Consider the following 19397-nt stretch of genomic DNA (forward strand, 5'->3'; position numbering starts at 1 on the left):
TTAACCTATCTTCCGCCATGTCCGCTTCCGCTTCTACCCGAGTTTTGCACCGCAACCTGCCGATGTTGTTGCTACGCGCCAGAGAAAAAATGATGGAGCGTTTCCGCCCATTGATTACCGCGCACGGACTGACCGAACAGCAGTGGCGCGTGATTCGCGCGCTCAATGAGCACGGCCCGATGGAGCCGCGCCACATCTCCGATATCTGCACGATCTCGAGCCCGAGCATGGCCGGCGTGCTCGCGCGCATGGAGAGCATGGAACTGGTGACGAAAGAGCGTTTCGCGGAAGACCAGCGCCGTGTGCTGGTGTCGCTCACGGACACGAGCGTGGACCTGGTGCGCGTAATCTCGAAGGATCTTGAAGCGCACTATCGCGAGCTGGAGCGCAAGGTCGGGCCGGAAATCGTCGAGCGCGTGTATCGCGCGGTCGACGATCTGCTTGCCGGCCTTGAAGAAGAGGACGAGTGAAGCAGTTGCTCAATCGTCCTGATCGGGCGCCGGGGCGTTGGTAGCCGCGCTCTCCCTCAGTCCGAGCAGCCACGGAATCTGGCTTTTGTCGTGCATGCCGAGCTTTTTGTATGCGCAGCGCAGATAGTGGCGCACGGTAGTGGGCGAAATCCCCATGCGCTGCGCGACTTCCTTGTGTGAGAGGCCGTCGCCGTACAGCTTGATCGCACTCAGTTCGCGTGGACTTAAACGGTCGAGCGGCGAGCGTTGGCGCGCTTCCAGCTGAAACAGACCAACCACCGGCGAGCAACTTACCGTTACCGTTTCGCCGATATATGGCTGGCCCGTGTCCGCATGCAGATGCGCGATCAGCGGCGCCGGCAGATGCTGGTTCTGATAGCCCGGCCATTCGCTGCGCAGAATGGTTTCGAACGCTTTATCCGCCTGGTGCACTGCACCGTAACCATCGCAGATCGCCCGTGCCGGCGTCGAGACGCCTTCGCCGCGCTCGCGCGTCAATTGAAACGAGCGGCTGATCGTCAGCGCCGCGCTTAAGTGCGGAATCACATCCTCCAGCGTTTGCGCATCCGCCGCGGAGAACGGTTTGTCGAGCGCGCGGCGATACACCGAGAGGAAAGTTGCGAGCCCGAAGCGATGATCGAGCGCCGACACCACCATCAGTTGCGCGAGTCCGTATTTGATTGCCCAGTTGCGAAAGCGCGGATCGATGCCGGGCGCCACGATCGACACCTCCAGCGCGCGCCCGTAGCGGTTCATCGAGCCGAGCGCGAGCGGATCGCAGTCGCGCACGCGCTGCCAGTCGGTAAAGAACTCGCCCGGCAGGCCATAGACGAAGCTGTTGTGCATCACGGGACCGTTGGCCGTGTGCGTGGTGACGCCGGTCCAGCCGGCGTCGAATGGTAAATGCTGCGAGAGAAGGCGGAAGAAGCCGTGCTCGAATTCGCCGATGCCGGTCCGGTTGGCGAGCGCATAGAGGTCAAGCAGAAAAAGGCTCAGGCCGCGCGCCGCAGTGCCGTTGCCGGAGAACGTGCCTTCGAAGTCGGCGCTGCGCTGTTCGACCGGCGCGCCTGCGTAGTCGTCGAGCGCAATGGCAGGGGGCATTTCACCCCACTGATCGATAACCCGCTTTGTGTCCGCGGTGACTGTCACGCTGGCTCCTCCGGCTTGTCGATAAGGCGCGTGCGGCCGCGTATGCGGCATGCCGACCGATTATACGTGGCGCTTTTTTGAAAAACGCAGCGGCGGAAATGGCGCTGCGCCCCCCTCATTTGAACGGCCCCGGGCCACGGATGCCACGCCGCGTCAGTACGCCGGGCCGTTGAACACTGCCGCCCATGTCAATCGCGCCGGGCCTCCGCGCAATCGCGTGCGGGTTTTCCATACCGTTCATCTGGACGTCTATTCAGCGCAATTGCCGCTACCGACACTGCCGTTGCACTCGACGAGGGATGCAGCCCGCAGCAACGGACACATTACAAAAACATCAGACGGTTTGGAGCTTCTCGATGAAACGAAACGAATCACGGCAGCGCAGCGGTCGACGAAAGACGTTGGCGGCATTGAGCGTGGCGGCTGGTTTCTGCGCCGCGACCGCCCACGCGCAATCGAGTGTCACGCTGTACGGTTTGATCGACGCCGGCATTCAGTACCGCACGAACGCGGACGGCCAGCACAGCGCGGTCAACCTGCAGAACTACGGCGTGTTGCCGTCGCAGATCGGTTTGACGGGCACGGAAGACCTGGGTGGCGGCTTGCAGGCGATCTTCCGCCTTGAGCAGGGCCTCAACGTGAACGATGGCACGGCCACGGTGCCTGGTTACGCATTCTTTCGCGGCGCTTATGTCGGTTTGACCGGCAAGTTCGGCACCGTCACGCTCGGGCGGCAGTTCAGCGTGCTGTTCGATCGCACGGTTTTCTACGACCCGCTGCTGTACGCGGCGTACAGCGGGCAGGGTGTGCTGGTGCCGCTGTCGGCCAACTTCATCGATAACTCGGTGAAGTTCAAGACCGCGGAATATGGCGGCTTCAGCGCCGAAGCATTGGCCGCAACCGGTGGCGTGGCCGGCAATTCGCGCTCGGGCCGGGTGCTGGAAATCGGCGCGCAATACGGCGGCAATGGCTACGGCATCAGCGCGGCGCTGCATCGGGCGCAAGGCACGGCGTCCGGCGATGTGGATACGTCGGGATTGCAGCAGACCATCGGTACGCTGGCCGCGCATTGGGACATCGCGACGCTTTCGCTGTACGGCGGTGCTGAGCGGCAAACCGGATCGCTCGCGCCGTCGAAAACCGTGGCGTGGGGCGGGGCGCGTTACCAGGTCAACAATTTCGTCGGCCTCGCGGGCGGCGTCTATCAGACCTGGTCGAGCACGCCGAGCGTCGGTCATCCGACGCTGTTCATCGCGAGCGGCACCTATGCGCTGTCAAAGCGCACGGTGGCATATGTGAATCTCGGCTACTCGCGCAACAGCAGTCAAAGCTCGCAGCCGGTCTATGAATACGACGCACCGCCGCTCAACGGCGCCTCGCAGTTCGGCGCGATGCTCGGCATGTATCACACGTTCTGATTGCCTGCCGCCGGCGTGGCGCCTCAGTGTCGACAACGCCGGCTGGTATTCGCCTCTCATAGGCCGCGTATCGGCCTTCGTTGCAACCGCAACCGTTACTTCTGAGCCCCATGAAAACTTCTTCGACATCTTCATTTGCCACGGCCGCTGCGTCCGTGCCGTCCGCGGCCGCGCCGCGCGAAATCGCGACGTCCACGCTGCTGTCGCTGGTGGTGTTTGCCGCCATCACACCGTTGTTGCTGCTGGTCGCGCCGGCAGTCGCCGCGCAACTCGGCGGACAGCTCGGCTTGAGCGCCTCGCAGATCGGCACGTATTTCTTCGTCGAACTCGGCGCGTTCAGTTGCGCGACTTTGCCATCGCTCCTGTGGTTGGGCCGCGTCGACGCGCGCCGTGTCGCGGCGATCGCCACGGCGGTGTTTTGCATCGGCAATCTCGCCACGGCGCTGCTGATGCCGGGCTTCGTCGTGTTGCTGGTGTTGCGCGCGCTGACCGCGCTCGGCGGCGGCACGCTGATGGTGCTGTGTATGACGAGCGCGGCAACGAGCGGCAATCGTGACCGCGTCTATGGCTTGTGGGTGGTGGGCCAACTGGTGGCTGGTGCGCTCGGACTATTCGTGCTGCCGCATCTGTTCGACGCGTTCGGTTTGCGCGCGCTGTATGTGGTGTTGGCCGTGCTCGCGCTGATCGCATCGCCGCTTACGCGCGGCTTCGATCCGGCACTGGGCGGCACCAGCGGCAAGCAGGTGCGACAGGCTGGATCCGGCATGAACGGCAAAAGCAGCACGTGGTTTCTCGCGACGCTGGTGATCGGCGGCGTGCTCGCTTTCTATGTGGCGATCGGCGGCGTCTGGACGTTCGCGAGCAAGGCGGCGTCGCTCGCTGGACTCGACGCTGGACACACCGGCGAACTGCTGGCGGTTGCGAGCGTGATGGGCATTGTCGGCGCGGCGTGCGCGTCGTTCATCGGCAACCGGATCGCGCGTGCCGCGATGTTGCTGACGGGTTACGCGATTCTCGTCGCGGCTTTGCTCGGTCTGTCGGCGCATCCTGGTTCGACGGGCTACGCCGCCGCGATCTTCGCCTTCAAATTCGCGTGGACCTTCGTGCTGCCGTTCATCCTCGCCGCAGCCGCAAAAACCGATACGTCCGGGCGGTTGATCGCCACGCTGAACTTCGTGATCGGCGCGGGCCTCGCGATCGGCCCGCTGATCGCCGGCTTTCTCCTCGACGCCGGCGCGGGACTCAATACGTTGTTTCAGGGCGCGGCGGTGATCTGCGCGTTGTCTTTCGTTTGCCTGCTGCGTGTCGAGCGTAGCGGGCGCGAAGTGCCGGGCGCGCGTCGGTGACCGTACAGTCGAACCCGGTCGATTTGAATCCGCAAGTGAACTACAGGTAAGAGAAATCATGAGCAAAACGGCATTTTTCACGGATGAACGCACCTTCTGGCATACAGGTGGCACGCATGCGCTGTTCTTTCCGGTCGGCGGCTGGGTGCAGCCGCCATCGAGCAGCGGTTACGCGGAATCGCCCGATTCGAAACGCAGGTTGCTGGCGCTGATCCAGACCTCGGGGCTGGCGGCGTCGCTCGACATGCAGAGTGCGGAGCTTGCCACTGAAGAAGATTTGCTGCGCATCCATCCGCGCGATTATCTGAACCGCTTCAAGGCGCTCAGCGACACGACAGGCGGCGATCTGGGCGACCTCGCACCGTTCGGCAAGGGCAGCTATGAGATCGCTGCACTTTCCGCGGGGCTAGCCATTGGCGCAATCGACACCGTGCTCGACAAGCGGGCAAGCAACGCATTCTCGTTGTCACGGCCGCCTGGCCATCACTGCCTGCGCGACAAGCCGATGGGCTTCTGCCTCTTCGCCAATATTCCCATTGCGATCGAAGCGGCCCGTGCGAGGCATGGCGTCGAACGCGTCGCGGTGATCGACTGGGATGTGCACCACGGCAACGGCACGCAGTCGATCTATTACGACGATCCCAACACGCTGACGATTTCGCTGCATCAGGACCGCTGCTTTCCGCCGGGCTACAGCGGTGCGGACGAGCGCGGCACGGGCGCGGGCGTGGGTGCCAACGTGAATATTCCACTGTTGCCGGGCGGCGGCCACGACGCCTATCTATATGCGTTCGAGCGCATCGTGCTGCCTGCGCTCGACGCGTTCAAGCCGGATCTGATCGTCGTGGCGAGCGGGCTCGACGCGAGCGCGGTCGATCCGCTCGCGCGGATGCTGCTGCACAGCGAGAGCTATCGCACGATGACGCAACTCGTGCGTGATGCCGCGGAACGTCATTGCGGCGGGCGTCTGGTGATCGTGCACGAGGGCGGGTATTCGGAAGCCTATGTGCCGTTCTGCGGGCACGCCATTGTCGAAACGCTGGCGGACGTGCGTACGCAGGTGACTGATCCGATGCTCGATCTGGCGATCGCGCAGCAGCCGAATGAACGCTTCAAGGCGTTTCAGCGTGGGTTGATCGATGAACTGGCCGGTGAGTTCGGGCTGCTTTGAGGCCTGTTAATGCATTCGGAGCGTCTAAAGAAGGCTCTAAGCCTTCAGGTTTCCGGACGCTCCGTGCCGCTTAAACCCGCGGGCGTTGTCATCCTTATGGTCGATGCCGCCGCGCCCACAGGCTCCGTACAGTAGTCACAGGCGCCGCGGCCTGGCGCTCGATGTGAGACAAGCCGCGGCAAATCATCGAACTACTGGAGCGATACAGACATGACATCTCAACCCGTTTTCATCCAGGTCGGCGCGCTGGCCGAAGGTTTCGCACCTGACAGCCACATCCTCCCGCCCGTCGACGATCTCACCGGCCGCACGTTGCAACTTGAATTCGCCGATGGCCCCGCCGAAACGTTGACGTTCGTCTCCGCCGGTGCGTTGCGTACGGCAAACGCTCAATTCGAATGCCGGGTCACCTCGGTGCGCGACGGCATTTACTTCGTCGATTACATCGGTGGTGGCGACGGCTCGCGGCCGGCAGCGACGAGTTACGTGCTCGATGTAAAGCAGGGTTTGTGCACCGCGGTGGTCGGCACCTTGCCGAACGAAACCGAAGCCCGTACCGATGCGTTCACGCGTGTCGAACGAGGCCTGGAGTTGACCGGCGTACAAGCGCAATTCCGTCACGGCAGGATCGCGCAACAGAGCGCTCAGGCAGGAGCAGAAGCGGCGTTGCATCATCCGACTCGCGAACTGATCGGCATGCGCAACCTGTACACGTATAGCGCCACGGAACAGTACGAACACGTCTATCTGAACGACAACTTCTATGCGTGGCAATGCCTCTCGGGCGTGGAAGCAGGTCTCGCCGATGTGGACCGTTGCCACTACATCGCCATCGCCAAAGATCTGTACCTGTTCGTGTGGCGCGAGAAAATCATCCCGACGCTCGGTGTGGTGATGATCGACCTCGAACGCAAGAAGACCGACGGCAAGATTTTTGGTTATCAGGGCAACCAGTTCGACGCGTTGTCGAATTTCCCGGTCGGCGCACTTGCACAAGTGCTTAACGTGACCCGGCATCCGCAATGACCGGCGCCGCGCAGCAGTCGACGGGCGTGCGCGATTTCGCCGGCAAGACGGTGCTGGTGACCGGCGGCGCGCAAGGCATTGGGCGTGGTATCGCCGAGGCGTTTGCCGCGCGCGGCGCTTCGGTGGCGATTGCGGATATGCGCATTGATGCGGCCTCAGAAGCAGTGCTACGTCTCGTGCAGCAGGGCGGCGCGGCCCGCGCGTACGAAGCGGATATGGCCGAGTACGCGCAGATCGAGCGCCTTGTCGCCGATGTGGAGGCGGACTTCGGCAGGCTCGACGTGGTCGTGCACAACGCCGCGTATTTCCCGCTCACCGCCTTCGAAGCGATTACGCCGGCGATTCTGCAGCGCACCCTCGCCGTGAATCTCGCCGCGCTCTTCTGGCTCGCGCAGGCGGCGACGCCCGCGTTCATCCGGCAACGCGGCGGCCGGATGCTGGCGACCTCGTCGGTGACGGGGCCGCGTGTCGCTTATCCGGGGCTCGCGCACTATGCGGCGTCGAAGGCGGGCGTGAACGGCTTCATTCGCGCCGCAGCGTTGGAACTGGCACCGCACCGGATCACGGTCAACGGTGTCGAGCCCGGCATGATCCGCACGCCCGCGATGGGCAACCTCGGCGACGACGCGCACAACCGCCGCATCGAACAGGCGATTCCGCTCGGGCGGCTGGGCGAACCGTCGGATATCGCGGCGGCCATGCTGTTTCTGGCTTCCGATGCGGCCTCGTACATCACGGGCCAAACCATCGTGGTCGACGGCGGCGCGACCTTGCCCGAATCGACCGTCGTGATGGGCTAAGGCCTCGCGGCCTCGCTCACATATGGTCGAACGCCAGCGTCGGCACATCGACGATCGAGGAACCGCCGTCGGCAACGAGGGTGGCGCCCGTCACGATCGACGCAGCGGGCGACACCAGAAACTCGCATACGCCGGCGATTTCTTCTGCGTGCGCGGGACGGCGCAACGGCACATCGGCGCAGACACGCTGGTAGGCCGCGTCGAGCGTTTCGTCGTAGCGCTGCATCAACGGTTGCATTTCCGCATCGGCCATCGGCGTGCGGACCCAGCCGGGGCAAACCGCGTTGACGCGCACGCCGTGGGGGCCGTAGTCGCGCGCGAGCGAGCGCGTGAGACCGATCAGCGCGTGCTTCGACGTGGTGTAGCCGCAGACAGCGGGCCCCGCGGCGAGCGAAGCGATCGAGGCGACCAGCACGATCGCGCCGCGCCGTTCGATCAGATCGGGCAGGCAGGCGCGGGCGGCGACGAAGGCCGTGTCGAGATTGGCGCGCATCGCGGCGGACCAGGCGGCGTCGTTGGTTTCGGTGGCGCTGCCCATGCCGAAACCGCCGGCGCAGGCGATCAGTGCATCGACCGCACCACCGTCGGCCTTGATCGCGGCGATGAAGCGCTGCCAGTCGGCGGCGCTGGCGGCGTCGCCATCGAGCGCCAGGCCGCCGGTTTCGCGCGCCACCCGTTCGAGCGGCTCGCGGCGCCTGCCGATCAGCGCCACGCGTGCGCCGCGCGAAGCAAACAGCCGCGCGCAGGCTTCACCGATACCGGTGCCTGCGCCTGTGATGACAACCGTGCGTTGTTTGGACATGGCGTTCCTTACCAATGTGAATGGACGTGATTGAGTTTGATGAAAGGAGTGAAGCGTGAACCCAGAGTCTAGGCATGCCGGACGTACTGCGGAATCAGGCAAAAGGATGACAACGCAACCGTTGTTCGAGTGCGCGGGGCGCGTCGATTTGCCAATTCGTGCTCACGCTATGGAATCGCACGTTCGTACGATGGTCTTGAGCTGGTGAACCGGGAGAGCGCCATGTTGAACACGATTCGGGACGAAGCCGCGTCCCACTGCGCCTTCATGCCTGCACTGGGCGCCGCAGTGAGCGCGCTCGCGCAACTGGTGCGACCCTCGGCGACGGTCTTCTACTGGGTCGGCGCGGATAACGAACCGTCGGGCTTCGAGCTGTTCGGCATGACCGAGACGATGCATCGCACGTACTTGCAGCGTTACTGCACGCTCGATCCAATGCATCCGTCGCGCTTTTCGACACAGACGGGCAGTGTGCTCACGCTCGCGGGCGAATTGCCTGAGACGGTGCGGGGCGGCTCGGTGTACTGGCGGCGTTTCCTGAATCCGCATCAGGTGGTTGACGTGATGGAGGTCTTGCTGCGGGATGGCACGCGAGGCGCACGTCCGGTCGCGGCGTTTTCGCTGCTGCGCATGGCGCCCGCGCAAGCCTTCTTCGAGGAGGATCAACACCACGCGAGGGCGGTGCAACCGCTTCTGGAAGCTGCCTTGGTGCCGGCGCTGCGCGACCAGCGGCCCATGCGTACGCATCTGCGCCACGGCGGAGAACTCGACACCGATAGCCGCGCGAGCCTGACGCATCGCGAGCAACAGATCGCGCGCCTCGTACGCAACGGTTTGTCGAACAAGGAGATCGCACGCGACCTCGCGCTCGCGCAGCCCACCGTCAAAACCCACCTGTTGCGCATGTTCCGCAAGCTCGGCGTGTCGAGCCGCACGGAAATGATCGGCGCGCTGTTTCTATAAAGGACCGACGCCATGATCGACACCTGGCCGATAGCTGGAACGTCGTCGACGACGCGCCTGCCGATTTGCGCTAACGGTGGACGAACCGGCGTGACACCATTCTTCAACACGATGGCCTCGCGGCCATGGATCAGACAGCAACGAGACACCAACGAGACACCAACGAGAGACCAACGAGAGACCCAGGATATGAGTAACGATGCAACGGTTGTCGTCAGCGATGCGGTTCGCGCGTTCGTGCAGCGCGATTTTGGCCTGTTTATCGGTGGTGCGCAGCAACACGCGCATTCGGAGCGCCGTCTGGACGTGTTCAATCCGGCGAGCGGCGAACGCCTCGCGACGGTAGCGGATGCGGATGCAACCGACGTCGATCGCGCGGTGAGCAACGCGCGCGCCGCGTTCGATGCGCGTGTGTGGAGCGGCCTGCGCCCCGCCGATCGCGAGCGCATTCTGTTGCGTTTCGCCGACCTGCTCGAAGCTAACGCCGAAGACCTCGCACAACTCGAAACCTTGAATCAGGGCAAGTCGATCAACATCGCCCGCGCGGTGGAAGTGGGCGCGACGATCGAGTATGTGCGCTATATGGCGGGCTGGGCGACCAAGATCACTGGCGAAACGCTGGACGTGTCGATTCCGTTTCCGCCCGGTACGCGTTATACGGCGTTCACGCGCAAGGAGCCTATCGGCGTGGTCGCAGGCATCGTGCCGTGGAATTTCCCGCTGATGATCGCCGTGTGGAAGCTGGTGCCGGCGCTCGCGGCGGGCTGCACCATCGTGATCAAGCCGTCGCCGGAAACGCCTTTGACGGCGCTGCGTCTGGCCGAATTGGCGCTTGAGGCCGGCGTGCCGGCGGGCGTGTTCAACGTCGTTACCGGCGGCCGCGAATGCGGGGCCGCGCTCGCGGCGCATCCTGGCATCAGCAAGATTTCATTCACCGGCTCGACGCCGACGGGCAAGCTGGTCGGCACCGCCGCCGTGCAGAACATGACGCGCTTTTCATTGGAACTCGGCGGCAAGAATCCGGCGGTGATGCTCGCCGATATCGACGTCGAGCAGGCGATTCAAGGCGCGCTGGCCGGCGGCTTCTTCAACCAGGGGCAGGTGTGCGCGGCGGCCTCGCGCATTTACGTGCATCGCAGCAAGTACCGGCAAGTGGCAGACGGTCTCGCCGATATCGCCAACGCCATGACGCTGGGGCCTGGTCTCGACCCGACTGCGCAGATCAATCCGCTCGTGTCCGCGCAGCACCGTGACCGCGTCAAGCAGCACATCGTGCGCGCTCAGGCGGCTGGTCTGAAGTTTCTTGCGGGCGGCAAGCCGGTCGATCTGCCGGGCTACTACGTTCGCCCCACCGTCATCGCCGACGTGCCGCACGACGCGGCAATCGTGCGCGACGAGGTGTTCGGTCCCGTGCTCGCCATCGTCCCGTTCGACGATCCGCTCGAAGCGCTCCGCCTCGCTAACGATTCACCGTACGGCCTCGCCGCGAGCCTGTGGAGCAATGACCTCAAGACCGTGATGAACCTCGTGCCGCAAATCGAGGCGGGCACCGTGTGGGTCAACTGCCACGTGCCGCTCGATCCGGGCATGCCGTTCGGCGGCTTCAAACAGTCGGGCATCGGCCGCGAATTCGGCAAATACGCAATCGAAGGTTTTACAGAAACCAAGTCCGTGTGCATCGCGCATTGAGCTAAACGCAGCCACACGCCAGCCACACGAACCTGCCAACATACTGGACCTAATGGAGTAAGCACTATGGGAACGAACGATTCCGCCTTCTGGCACCCGATGCAGCACCCAGCCGAAATGCAGCAGCGCGAGCCGATCCGTATCGTGCGCGGCGACGGCTGCTATGTGTTCGACGATCGCGGCAACAAGCTCGTCGACGGTGTGGCCGGTCTCTGGAATGTCAACGTCGGCCACAACCGGCGTGAAGTGAAGGACGCGATTGTGCGTCAGTTGGACGAACTCGAATACTTCCAGCTCTTCGACGGTATTTCACATCCGCGCGCCGAGGAATTGTCGAAGGTATTGATCGAAATGCTCGAACCGGAAGGCATGCGCCGCGTGATCTATAGCTCAGGCGGCTCGGACGCGGTCGAATCCGCGTTGAAGCTCGCGCGTCAGTACTGGAAGCTGAAAGGCGAAGCGGACCGCACCAAATTCATTTCACTGAAGCAGGGCTATCACGGCACGCACTTTGGCGGCGCGTCGGTGAACGGCAACACTGCATTCCGGCGCAATTACGAGCCGAATCTGCCGGGCTGTTTTCATGTGGAAACGCCGTGGCTCTATCGCAATCCGTTCACGCAGGATCCCGCCGAGCTCGGCCGGATTTGTGCCGAGATGCTGGAACGCGAGATCGTTTTCCAAAGCCCCGACACGATTGCCGCGTTCATCGCTGAACCGGTGCAAGGCGCGGGCGGCGTGATCGTGCCGCCGGAAAACTACTGGCCGCTGATTCGTGAAGTGTGCGACAAGTACGGCATTCTGCTGATCGCCGACGAAATCGTCACGGGCTTTGGCCGCACCGGCAGCATGTTCGGCAGTCGCGGTTGGGGCGTCAAGCCCGACATCATGTGCTTCGCGAAGGGCATTTCTTCCGGCTACATTCCGCTTGGCGCGACCGCGTTCAACGAGCGTATCGAGCAGGCCTTCATGAGCAACGCGAATTTCACCGGCGCGTTGATGCACGGGTATACCTATGCGGGGCATCCGGTTGCGTGCGCAGCGGCGCTGGCCAATCTGAAGATCGTCAAGGACGAGAACCTGCCTGCCAACGCCGCGCAGCAGGGCGCACATCTGCTCGAAGCGCTGCGTCCGTTCACCGAGCGCTACGCGGCGGTGGGCGACGTGCGCGGCAAGGGTCTGATGGTCGCGCTCGATCTGGTGAAGTCGAAGCAAACCCGCGAGCCGATCGATCCGACTTCGGGCTATGCCAACGCAGTGGCCGAAGTGGCGCGCGCGCACGGTGCACTGGTGCGGCCAGTCGGCACGAAAATCATCCTGTCGCCGCCGCTGGTGGTCGAATCGGCGCAGCTCGATGCGCTCGTCGGCGCATTGGCTGCGGGCTTCGATGAAGTGAAATTTGCATAATTGACTTGGTCAAGTGTTGAGGCGCGCTGCAGAATGCACAGGTGCATTCCGGGTTGGGGCAGCGCGCGGTGAAATTGAATCCGTGGAAGTGTCGTGGCTTTTTTATATCGAGCCGCATCCGCCAGCCTGGAATAATATGCTTCTTCAATTTGCAGAGAGAGGCGCCGCGAGCCGCGGTCTTTGTCTGCATCCAGGTTGGCGTCCGCTACAACAGGCCGGGCCGTCATCGCATGAATGCAGCCTGTTCTGAGTAGGCGGAGGAGACATGGACTTCCGGATCAGCACGCTTGCCGACGTGCACGATCATTCGCTCGCGGTGAGCGGCTGGGAGCAGGTTTATCGTCAGATGACGCCGGGCCGCTTCCAGAGCACGCTCGTGCAGGCGAGTTCGAACGACTTTCATTTCTTTCGCGAAACCACCAATCGCCGTGTGGCGCAGCATGGCGTGTCGCCGGCCGGTCTCGCTTCGATCGCGCTGCCGCTGTATGCGCCGCTCGTCGGCACGTTTCAGGGGCGGCGCGTGGAGGGTTACGCGCTGCTGCTGCTCGGCGCGGGTGAGGAGTTTCGCTTCTACACGCCGGAGTCGATGCACTATGCCGGCATCAGCGTCTCGGCCGAAATGATGGACGACCTGCTGGGCGTGACGGTGGGCGAGCACGCCAGCCGTCAGGTGAAAGGCGGCGTGCTCGCGCTTTCCGACGAACAGGGCGGGATGCTGCGTGAGCGGCTCGCGCCCTTTCTCGACTCCGCCGAGCGCAATACTGCCGCGTTCGCGCATCCGGCCGCGACCAAAGTATTCCGCGATGAAATGATCAGCGTCCTGCTCGGCCTGATCGAAAACGCGTCGCAGACGCCGCCGCGAGACCTCACGCACACCACGTACAGCGACATCGTGCGGCGTTGCGAGCGCATCCTGCAAGACAACGCTGAACAACCGATCACCGTGCTCGATCTGTGCCGCGCGCTGCGGTGTAGTCGCCGAACGTTGCAAACCGGTTTCCAGCGTGTCGCCAACGTGACGCCTGTTGAATACCTGCGCTCGATCCGGCTCAATGCCGTGCATCGACTGTTACGCATGACGAGCGCGGAAGAACTCCTGATCGGCGATGCCGCTTACCGCTGGGGCTTCACGCACCTTGGCTATTTCGCCCGCGAATATCGTGACCTGTTCGGCGAATTGCCTTCGCAAACGCCGCGGTTGAGTTAGCGCCCAACGCGCGTTTTCAGGGCCGTCTGGGTGGGTGGTCCTGATTGTCCGACTCTCTGCCTGATCCTTACCCTTACCCATGAACGGTTCCCGCTCGCGGGCGTGCTTGCGCGCGTCCCGCCTGATCTTTCACGTCCGCATTCGATGCCTTGGTTGTTTGCATGAGCGGCGCCCAGGCGTAAACCCAAGTTCATGCTGCCTTGCCGATTTGTGCTCCCGCTCGGCATTTTTGATTTTCTACAGTGCATCAACACTTGCACTGCGCCCGACCTCGTCGTGATGCAGACGAAAGAAAATCCAGGAGCCAAAACTATGAGCGTCGTCGCTGAACCGTCACCGTCTACCGAGTTGCGCAAGGGGGCGTTGGGACTGGGCTTCATCATCTTCTTCGTGATCTCGGCAGCCGGTCCGCTGGTGGCGATCGCAGGCGGCTTTCCAATTGGCATCATGCTCGGCAACGGCGCAGGCACACCGGCCTTGTTGGTCGCCACCGTGGTGATCCTGTTGATGTTTTCCGCCGGCTATACGGCCATGTCGCGGCACGTGACCAACGCAGGCGGCTTCTATGCGTTCACGGCTCGCGGTCTCGGTGGTACTGCGGGCGGCGCTGCGGCATTAATCGCACTGCTCGGCTACAACACGATGCAGATCGGGTTGTACGGCATGTTCGGCGCGGTGGCCTCGGGCTTCCTGAGCGCACACTTCAACCTCAACACGCCGTGGTGGATCTGCTCGCTCGCTGCGATGGCCAGCATCGGCGTGTTCGGCTACCGGCAGATCGATCTGTCCGCAAAGGTGCTTTCGCTGCTGGTGTTTGGCGAATACATCGTCGTGTTGATCCTCGATCTGGCCATTCTGAAGAGCGGCGGCGATAGCGGCATCAACGCAGCTTCGTTCACGCCGCACACTTTCATGAGCGGCACGCCCGCGATCGGCTTCCTGTTCTGTTTCGCCAGCTTCATTGGTTTCGAAGCGACCACGATCTATAGCGAAGAGGCGAAAGACCCGCAGCGCACGGTGCCGTTGGCGACCTACATTTCGGTGCTGCTGATCGGCGTGTTCTATGCGTTCTCCGCGTGGTGCATGGTGATCGGCGCGGGTGGCGACAAGATCGTCAAGACGCTTACAGCATTAAACGATCCGACCACGTTCCTCTACACGCTCTCCGATCACTACGCCAACAAGACGCTGACCGCGGCGATGAGCGTGCTGTTCATCACGAGCGTGTATGCGGGCTTGCTGGCTTTTCACAATTCGGCGTCGCGCTATTTCTTCGCAACCGGCCGTGAGGGTTTGCTGCCACAAGCGCTCGGACGCACGCATCGTGTGCATTGCAGTCCGCATATCGGCTCTCTTTTGCAAACGGCGGTGGCCGCGATTGTTGTAACGGTGTTCATCGTCGCGCATGCGGATCCGGTTCTGACACTGTTCTCATGGCTCACGAATGTGGCGACGCTTTGCATCATCGCCTTGATGGCGCTTTCATCGGCGGCTGTGGTCGTATTTTTCAGGCGTATCGGCCGTGACGACGCGGGCGTGATGCGCGTGGGCGTGTTGCCGGTGCTGTCGGGTCTTGCTCTCGCCGTTGTGCTGGTGCTGGCCATCGTGAATTTCCCGCTGCTGACCGGTGCGGGCGTGGGCGTGTCGTACGCGTTGACCGCATTGCTGCCGCTCTTCGCGGTGGCGGGCGTACTCGCGGCGAAGAAGCTCAGGCAGCGCGACCGCAGCGCGTTCGAGCGGCTAGGGCGTTCCAGGTTGTAAAGCGCTTCGCTAAAGCGTTGCGACAACAAGACTTGATTCGAGGTTAAGAAGACATCGCGGAAATGGAGATCAAATGAGCTTTCGTACCATCCTTGCAACAACGTTCGTAGGCGGCGCGTGCACTGTCATGATGCCACTCGCGCAGGCAGCGGACGCGGCGGCCGTGACCACCGCGGCATCCGCACCGGTTGCTGCGTCCGGCGCGCGTCCCAATGTGCTGCTGATCGTCGCTGACGATGTCGGCCGCTCGGATATCGGCGCATTCGGCAGCGAAATCGCCACGCCAAATCTCGATGCGCTGGCCGCGCGTGGCCGCCTGCTCGACACGATGTACGTCGCGCCGACCTGTTCGCCGACCCGTTCGATGCTGCTCTCCGGCATGGACAATCACCTGGCTGGCGTCGGCAATATGGCGGAGATGATCACGCCACATCTGACGCCCGAAGAGGTCAACCATCCCGGCTACGAAGGCGGCTTGAATCAGCGTGTGGCAGCGTTGCCGGAGATCATGAAAGACGCCGGCTACTGGACCGTGATGGCCGGCAAATGGCATCTGGGCGGCAGCGACGGCATGCGTCCCGACCAGCGTGGTTTCGAACGCTCCTATGCGTTGATGAACGGCGGCGCGTCGCATTTCAGGCAGAAGGTGATGACGATCACGTCGGATGCGCCGGAGCCGACCTATCGCGAGAACGGCAAGAAGATCGACCTGCCTGCCGACTTCTATTCATCGCGCACGTACACCGACAAGCTGATTGCCTATTTGCAGGATTCGCAGCGTGGCGGTAGGCCGTTCTTCGCGTACGCGGCCTATACGGCGGCGCATTTGCCGTTGCAAGCCCCTGACGATGAATTGCAAAAGGTGCGCGGCCAGTACGACGTCGGCTATGACGTGATTGCGCAGCGCCGCATTGACAAGATGAAGCGCCTCGGTCTCGTGCCGAGCGACGCGAAGCCCGCGCCGCTGCCGGAAGGCACGAAACCGTGGAGCGCCCTGAGCGCCGACGAAAAAGCGCGTTCGGCCCGCACGATGGAAGCCTACGCGGCGCTGGTGGCCGATTTCGATCGTAATGTCGGCCGCCTGATCGATTACCTGAAGGCGAGCGGCCAGTATGACAACACGCTGATCGTGTTCCTGTCGGACAACGGCCCGGAAGGCAACAAATGGGACGAGGATAGCGGCAACGCCACGTGGATCGCGCAGACCTTTGACAACTCGCTCGAGAACATCGGCCGCGCCAATTCGTTCGTGTTCGAGGGACCGGCGTGGGGACAGGTGAGCGCACAACCATTCCGGCTCTTCAAGGCGTACACCAATGAAGGCGGGATCCGCTCGCCGGCCTTCGTGTCGTTCCCCGGGCACGTGCAACCCGGCAAGAGCGAACAGGTGCTCACCGTCAAGGATCTGACGCCGACCATTCTCGACTTCGCCAATATCAGGCAGCCCGGTATCGAATTCCACGGCCACACCGTGCTGCCGATGCAGGGCATGTCGATGAAACCGTATCTGACCGGCGAGCGCAAACGCGTGCATGTGGACGACTACGTGTACGGCATGGAGCTGATGGGGCGTAACGCGCTGCGCAAGGGCAACTGGAAGCTGGTTTATTCCTACGACAACGGCAAGGGTCACTGGCAACTGTACGACCTCGCGCACGACCGGGCCGAGCTGCACGATCTTTCCGCGAAGCGTCCTGAAGTACTCGAGCAGATGCTGACCGAGTGGGCGCAATACGTGCAGCAGAACAATGTCGTCGAGACGTGGCGCGATACGTCTTACCCGCGCATGGATTACTGAGGAGTGTCGGCATGAGCATGCACATCCGGAGATCGATCGTGCGGTATGGGGCAACGGTTGCGTGCGTCGTGATGACTCAGGCGGCGCTGGTGGGCACGGTGGCAGGCAGCACGGCACCGCAAGCTGTGCCGCTCGGCAACGTGCAGGGGTGCAAGGCGTTCAATGGGTTGCCACCGGCATCGGAAGCGAGCGATCAGGTGCGTGTGCCGGCAGGCAGCTTCGTGATGGGTTCGGACGGCGACTATCCGGAGGAAGCGCCTGCACACAGCGTAAAAGTGGGCAGTTTCATGATCGATCGCTACGACGTGACGAACGCGGAGTTTGCCCGCTTCGTTGCGGCGACGGGGTACAGGACTTTGGCCGAACGCGGACTCGATGCGAAGCGCTATCCGTCATTGCCGATAGAGATGACGCGCCCCGGCTCGACGGTTTTTCTGCCGCCGAAGGACCTGCTGGTCGGCGCGATGCAGTGGTGGCATTTCGTGCCGGGCGCCGACTGGCGGCATCCCACCGGGCCCGGCAGTTCGATCGACGGACTCGGCAATCATCCGGTCGTGCACATCGCGTATGAAGATGCGCTGGCTTACGCGAAGTGGCGCGGCCGCGATCTGCCGACCGAAGCCGAGTACGAGTACGCCGCGCGCGGCGGTACGTCCACCACTTATCCGTGGGGCGACACCTTCGCGATCCGTTCGAAGATGATGGCCAACACCTGGCAGGGCGCCTTTCCGTTTCAGAACACCGCGAAAGATGGCTTTGTTTCGACCTCGCCGGTCGGCTGCTTTCCAGCCAACGGCTATGGGTTATACGACATGGTCGGCAATGTCTGGCAATGGGTGAAGGACCCGTGGCAGCAGAACCATGCGCAACAGGCGAGCGAGCCGCCGCCGAACCCGAACGTCGATCTCGAGGACGCGCTGGTGGCGAAGGCGCGCAGCACGGAGCTCGGCACCATTAAAGGCGGCTCGTTTCTCTGTTCACCGATCTATTGCAAACGCTACCGGCCGAGCGCGCGCCATGCGCAGGACGTGACGATGGGCACCAACCACATCGGCTTTCGTACGGTGCTGAGATTGCCTGGGTCATAGGCGCACCTGCGTTGGCGCCATCCGCAAAAAACTGATCACCTGGATTTGGAGAGTACTTTGAAATCACGAGAAAAGGCCGTGAGGATGACGCTCGTCGCTGCGTCCTGTGTCTGGTTGTTCGGTGTGCCGTTCGCCGCTCATGCGCAAAGCCGTGTGACTTTAAGCGGCATTATCGATGCGGGCATCCTGTACGCGAACAATAGCGGTGGCCATGCCGACTGGTCGACGACTAGCGGGCAACTGACAGCGTCGCGCTGGATCATGACCGGCAGCGAAGACCTGGGTGGCGGATCGCATGCGATCTTTCGCCTGATGAGTCCGTTCAATGTGCAGAACGGGCACGGCACGGGTCGCGCGTTCAACGTCGCGTACGTGGGTCTCGCCGACGATCGCTTCGGCACGGTGACGGTGGGCCGGCAATGGGACACGACGATTGACACGGTCTCGGGTTTTGCGAGCAACGAAACATGGGCCGGTTATATCGGCGCCCACGTCGGCGATGCGGATAACACCAATGCGAGCTTCAAGGTCAGCAACACTGTCAAATACGCGAGTCCGCAATTCGCTGGACTGAGCTTCGGCGCGACCTATGGTTTCAGCAATCAGGCCGCGGCCGCGGACGGTTCGTCGGGCTTTGCGAACAATCGCATGATGAGCGCGGGCGCTGCTTATGCACGCGGACCGTTCGCGGCAGGCATCGGCTTTCTGCAAGCCGACCGGCCCGACGCGCAACCCGCCGGCGCATTGGGCGCGCCGGGTGCCGGCGTGTACGACGACTATGAGAATACATTTTCGGGCAGCATCGCCAGCACGGCGGGTGTGCAACGGCAGCGTATCTGGCTCGCCGGGGCTTCGTACCAGTTCTTCGGCGCGCTCACATTGGGCGGCATGTACTCGAAAACGCAGTATCGCTATCTGGACGCAACCGCGTTGACGCTCGATAACTACGAGGCGAACCTGACGTGGCAGATTACGCCGGCCTGGGAAACAGGTGTGGCCTACATCCGTACCAGTGGACGCTATTCAGGCAGCGGCACGGGCGACGCGGAACCGGGCTGGGATCAGATCAATCTCGGCACGGAGTACGCGATATCCAAGCGCACGACGCTCTATCTGATCGGCGTAGCGCAACAGGGGCGTCATGCGGTAGCGCAGATTTATGGTGTGACGCCGTCGAGTACGCGCCGGCAACTGGTGGTGACGTCAGGCATCCAGCATCAGTTCTGATGAGGGGGCATGGCGCTGTTGTCGGCGCCGTGCCGGCCTTTCATGGGTTTCGCCGGTGCCTCAGCAACCCGTCTG

16 protein-coding genes are annotated in these 19397 nt (G+C 62.9%); 14 read left to right on the forward strand and 2 right to left on the reverse strand.

Annotated features, from left to right (window positions below; genetic code table 11):
• Positions 1–62: 62 nt before the first annotated feature.
• Positions 63–470 (forward strand): homoprotocatechuate degradation operon regulator HpaR, encoded by a 408-nt coding sequence (gene hpaR, locus HHL24_RS25930; protein ID WP_169488206.1) that lies wholly within the window; start codon positions 63–65, stop codon positions 468–470.
• A 9-nt stretch (positions 471–479) separates the two neighbouring features.
• Here the strand turns inward: hpaR and HHL24_RS25935 are convergent, their stop codons facing one another.
• Positions 480–1619: a response regulator transcription factor gene (locus HHL24_RS25935; RefSeq protein ID WP_407947525.1), complete on the reverse strand. Its 1140-nt coding sequence runs from the start codon at positions 1617–1619 to the stop codon at positions 480–482.
• Positions 1620–1975: 356 nt separating this feature from the next.
• On the opposite strand from HHL24_RS25935, the gene HHL24_RS25940 reads away from it, so the two are divergent.
• The 5 genes from HHL24_RS25940 (at position 1976) to HHL24_RS25960 (ending at position 7380) form a co-directional block, all read left to right on the forward strand.
• A complete protein-coding gene (locus HHL24_RS25940; RefSeq protein ID WP_169488208.1) occupies positions 1976–3037 on the forward strand; it encodes a porin in 1062 nt (353 codons plus the stop codon).
• A gap of 110 nt (positions 3038–3147) precedes the next feature.
• A complete protein-coding gene (locus HHL24_RS25945; protein WP_169488209.1) occupies positions 3148–4383 on the forward strand; it encodes an MFS transporter in 1236 nt (411 codons plus the stop codon).
• A gap of 58 nt (positions 4384–4441) precedes the next feature.
• Positions 4442–5554: a class II histone deacetylase gene (locus HHL24_RS25950; protein ID WP_169488210.1), complete on the forward strand. Its 1113-nt coding sequence runs from the start codon at positions 4442–4444 to the stop codon at positions 5552–5554.
• 210 nt (positions 5555–5764) lie between these two features.
• The gene (locus tag HHL24_RS25955; RefSeq protein ID WP_169488211.1) at positions 5765–6580 is read left to right on the forward strand and encodes a MoaF C-terminal domain-containing protein; all 816 of its coding nucleotides are present in this window, start codon (positions 5765–5767) and stop codon (positions 6578–6580) included.
• Entirely contained in the window at positions 6577–7380 is an 804-nt protein-coding gene (locus tag HHL24_RS25960) for an SDR family oxidoreductase (RefSeq protein ID WP_169488212.1), read from the forward strand. The genes HHL24_RS25955 and HHL24_RS25960 overlap by 4 nt, the downstream gene beginning before the upstream one ends.
• Positions 7381–7396: 16 nt before the next feature.
• Here HHL24_RS25960 and HHL24_RS25965 read toward each other — a convergent pair whose 3' ends face one another.
• Entirely contained in the window at positions 7397–8182 is a 786-nt protein-coding gene (locus tag HHL24_RS25965) for an SDR family NAD(P)-dependent oxidoreductase (RefSeq protein WP_169488213.1), read from the reverse strand.
• 222 nt (positions 8183–8404) lie between these two features.
• Between HHL24_RS25965 and HHL24_RS25970 the strand changes: the two genes are divergently transcribed.
• The 8 genes from HHL24_RS25970 (at position 8405) to HHL24_RS26005 (ending at position 19322) form a co-directional block, all read left to right on the forward strand.
• A complete protein-coding gene (locus HHL24_RS25970; protein WP_169488214.1) occupies positions 8405–9145 on the forward strand; it encodes a helix-turn-helix transcriptional regulator in 741 nt (246 codons plus the stop codon).
• Positions 9146–9334: 189 nt separating this feature from the next.
• Entirely contained in the window at positions 9335–10834 is a 1500-nt protein-coding gene (locus tag HHL24_RS25975; RefSeq protein ID WP_169488215.1) for an aldehyde dehydrogenase family protein, read from the forward strand.
• A 66-nt stretch (positions 10835–10900) separates the two neighbouring features.
• On the forward strand, positions 10901–12241 hold the full coding sequence (locus HHL24_RS25980; RefSeq protein ID WP_169488216.1) for an aspartate aminotransferase family protein: 1341 nt from the start codon (positions 10901–10903) through the stop codon (positions 12239–12241).
• A gap of 265 nt (positions 12242–12506) precedes the next feature.
• Entirely contained in the window at positions 12507–13448 is a 942-nt protein-coding gene (locus tag HHL24_RS25985; protein ID WP_169488217.1) for a helix-turn-helix domain-containing protein, read from the forward strand.
• 312 nt (positions 13449–13760) lie between these two features.
• A complete protein-coding gene (locus HHL24_RS25990) occupies positions 13761–15209 on the forward strand; it encodes an APC family permease (protein ID WP_169488218.1) in 1449 nt (482 codons plus the stop codon).
• A gap of 73 nt (positions 15210–15282) precedes the next feature.
• Positions 15283–17007 carry an arylsulfatase gene (locus HHL24_RS25995; RefSeq protein WP_206003020.1) on the forward strand — a complete coding sequence of 575 codons (1725 nt, stop codon included), beginning with the start codon at positions 15283–15285 and terminating at the stop codon, positions 17005–17007.
• A gap of 11 nt (positions 17008–17018) precedes the next feature.
• On the forward strand, positions 17019–18095 hold the full coding sequence (locus tag HHL24_RS26000; RefSeq protein WP_169488219.1) for a formylglycine-generating enzyme family protein: 1077 nt from the start codon (positions 17019–17021) through the stop codon (positions 18093–18095).
• Between the two features lie 57 nt (positions 18096–18152).
• On the forward strand, positions 18153–19322 hold the full coding sequence (locus HHL24_RS26005) for a porin (RefSeq protein WP_169488220.1): 1170 nt from the start codon (positions 18153–18155) through the stop codon (positions 19320–19322).
• The last annotated feature ends 75 nt before the right edge of the window (positions 19323–19397 follow it).

It is taken from the genome of Paraburkholderia polaris (assembly GCF_012927345.1).
GTDB classification, from domain to species: Bacteria; Pseudomonadota; Gammaproteobacteria; order Burkholderiales; family Burkholderiaceae; genus Paraburkholderia; species Paraburkholderia polaris.

What these genes read in the sequence shown, in the direction of transcription:
- HHL24_RS25950 (WP_169488210.1), top strand. Translation starts at nt 4,442, where the DNA reads ATGAGCAAAACGGCATTTTTCACGGATGAACGCACCTTCTGGCATACA.
- hpaR (WP_169488206.1), top strand. Translation starts at nt 63, where the DNA reads ATGTTGTTGCTACGCGCCAGAGAAAAAATGATGGAGCGTTTCCGCCCA.
- HHL24_RS25970 (WP_169488214.1), top strand. Translation starts at nt 8,405, where the DNA reads ATGTTGAACACGATTCGGGACGAAGCCGCGTCCCACTGCGCCTTCATG.
- HHL24_RS25945 (WP_169488209.1), top strand. Translation starts at nt 3,148, where the DNA reads ATGAAAACTTCTTCGACATCTTCATTTGCCACGGCCGCTGCGTCCGTG.
- HHL24_RS25980 (WP_169488216.1), top strand. Translation starts at nt 10,901, where the DNA reads ATGGGAACGAACGATTCCGCCTTCTGGCACCCGATGCAGCACCCAGCC.
- HHL24_RS25965 (WP_169488213.1), bottom strand. Translation starts at nt 8,182, where the DNA reads ATGTCCAAACAACGCACGGTTGTCATCACAGGCGCAGGCACCGGTATC.
- HHL24_RS25985 (WP_169488217.1), top strand. Translation starts at nt 12,507, where the DNA reads ATGGACTTCCGGATCAGCACGCTTGCCGACGTGCACGATCATTCGCTC.
- HHL24_RS25990 (WP_169488218.1), top strand. Translation starts at nt 13,761, where the DNA reads ATGAGCGTCGTCGCTGAACCGTCACCGTCTACCGAGTTGCGCAAGGGG.
- HHL24_RS25960 (WP_169488212.1), top strand. Translation starts at nt 6,577, where the DNA reads ATGACCGGCGCCGCGCAGCAGTCGACGGGCGTGCGCGATTTCGCCGGC.
- HHL24_RS25955 (WP_169488211.1), top strand. Translation starts at nt 5,765, where the DNA reads ATGACATCTCAACCCGTTTTCATCCAGGTCGGCGCGCTGGCCGAAGGT.
- HHL24_RS26000 (WP_169488219.1), top strand. Translation starts at nt 17,019, where the DNA reads ATGAGCATGCACATCCGGAGATCGATCGTGCGGTATGGGGCAACGGTT.
- HHL24_RS25940 (WP_169488208.1), top strand. Translation starts at nt 1,976, where the DNA reads ATGAAACGAAACGAATCACGGCAGCGCAGCGGTCGACGAAAGACGTTG.
- HHL24_RS25975 (WP_169488215.1), top strand. Translation starts at nt 9,335, where the DNA reads ATGAGTAACGATGCAACGGTTGTCGTCAGCGATGCGGTTCGCGCGTTC.
- HHL24_RS25995 (WP_206003020.1), top strand. Translation starts at nt 15,283, where the DNA reads ATGAGCTTTCGTACCATCCTTGCAACAACGTTCGTAGGCGGCGCGTGC.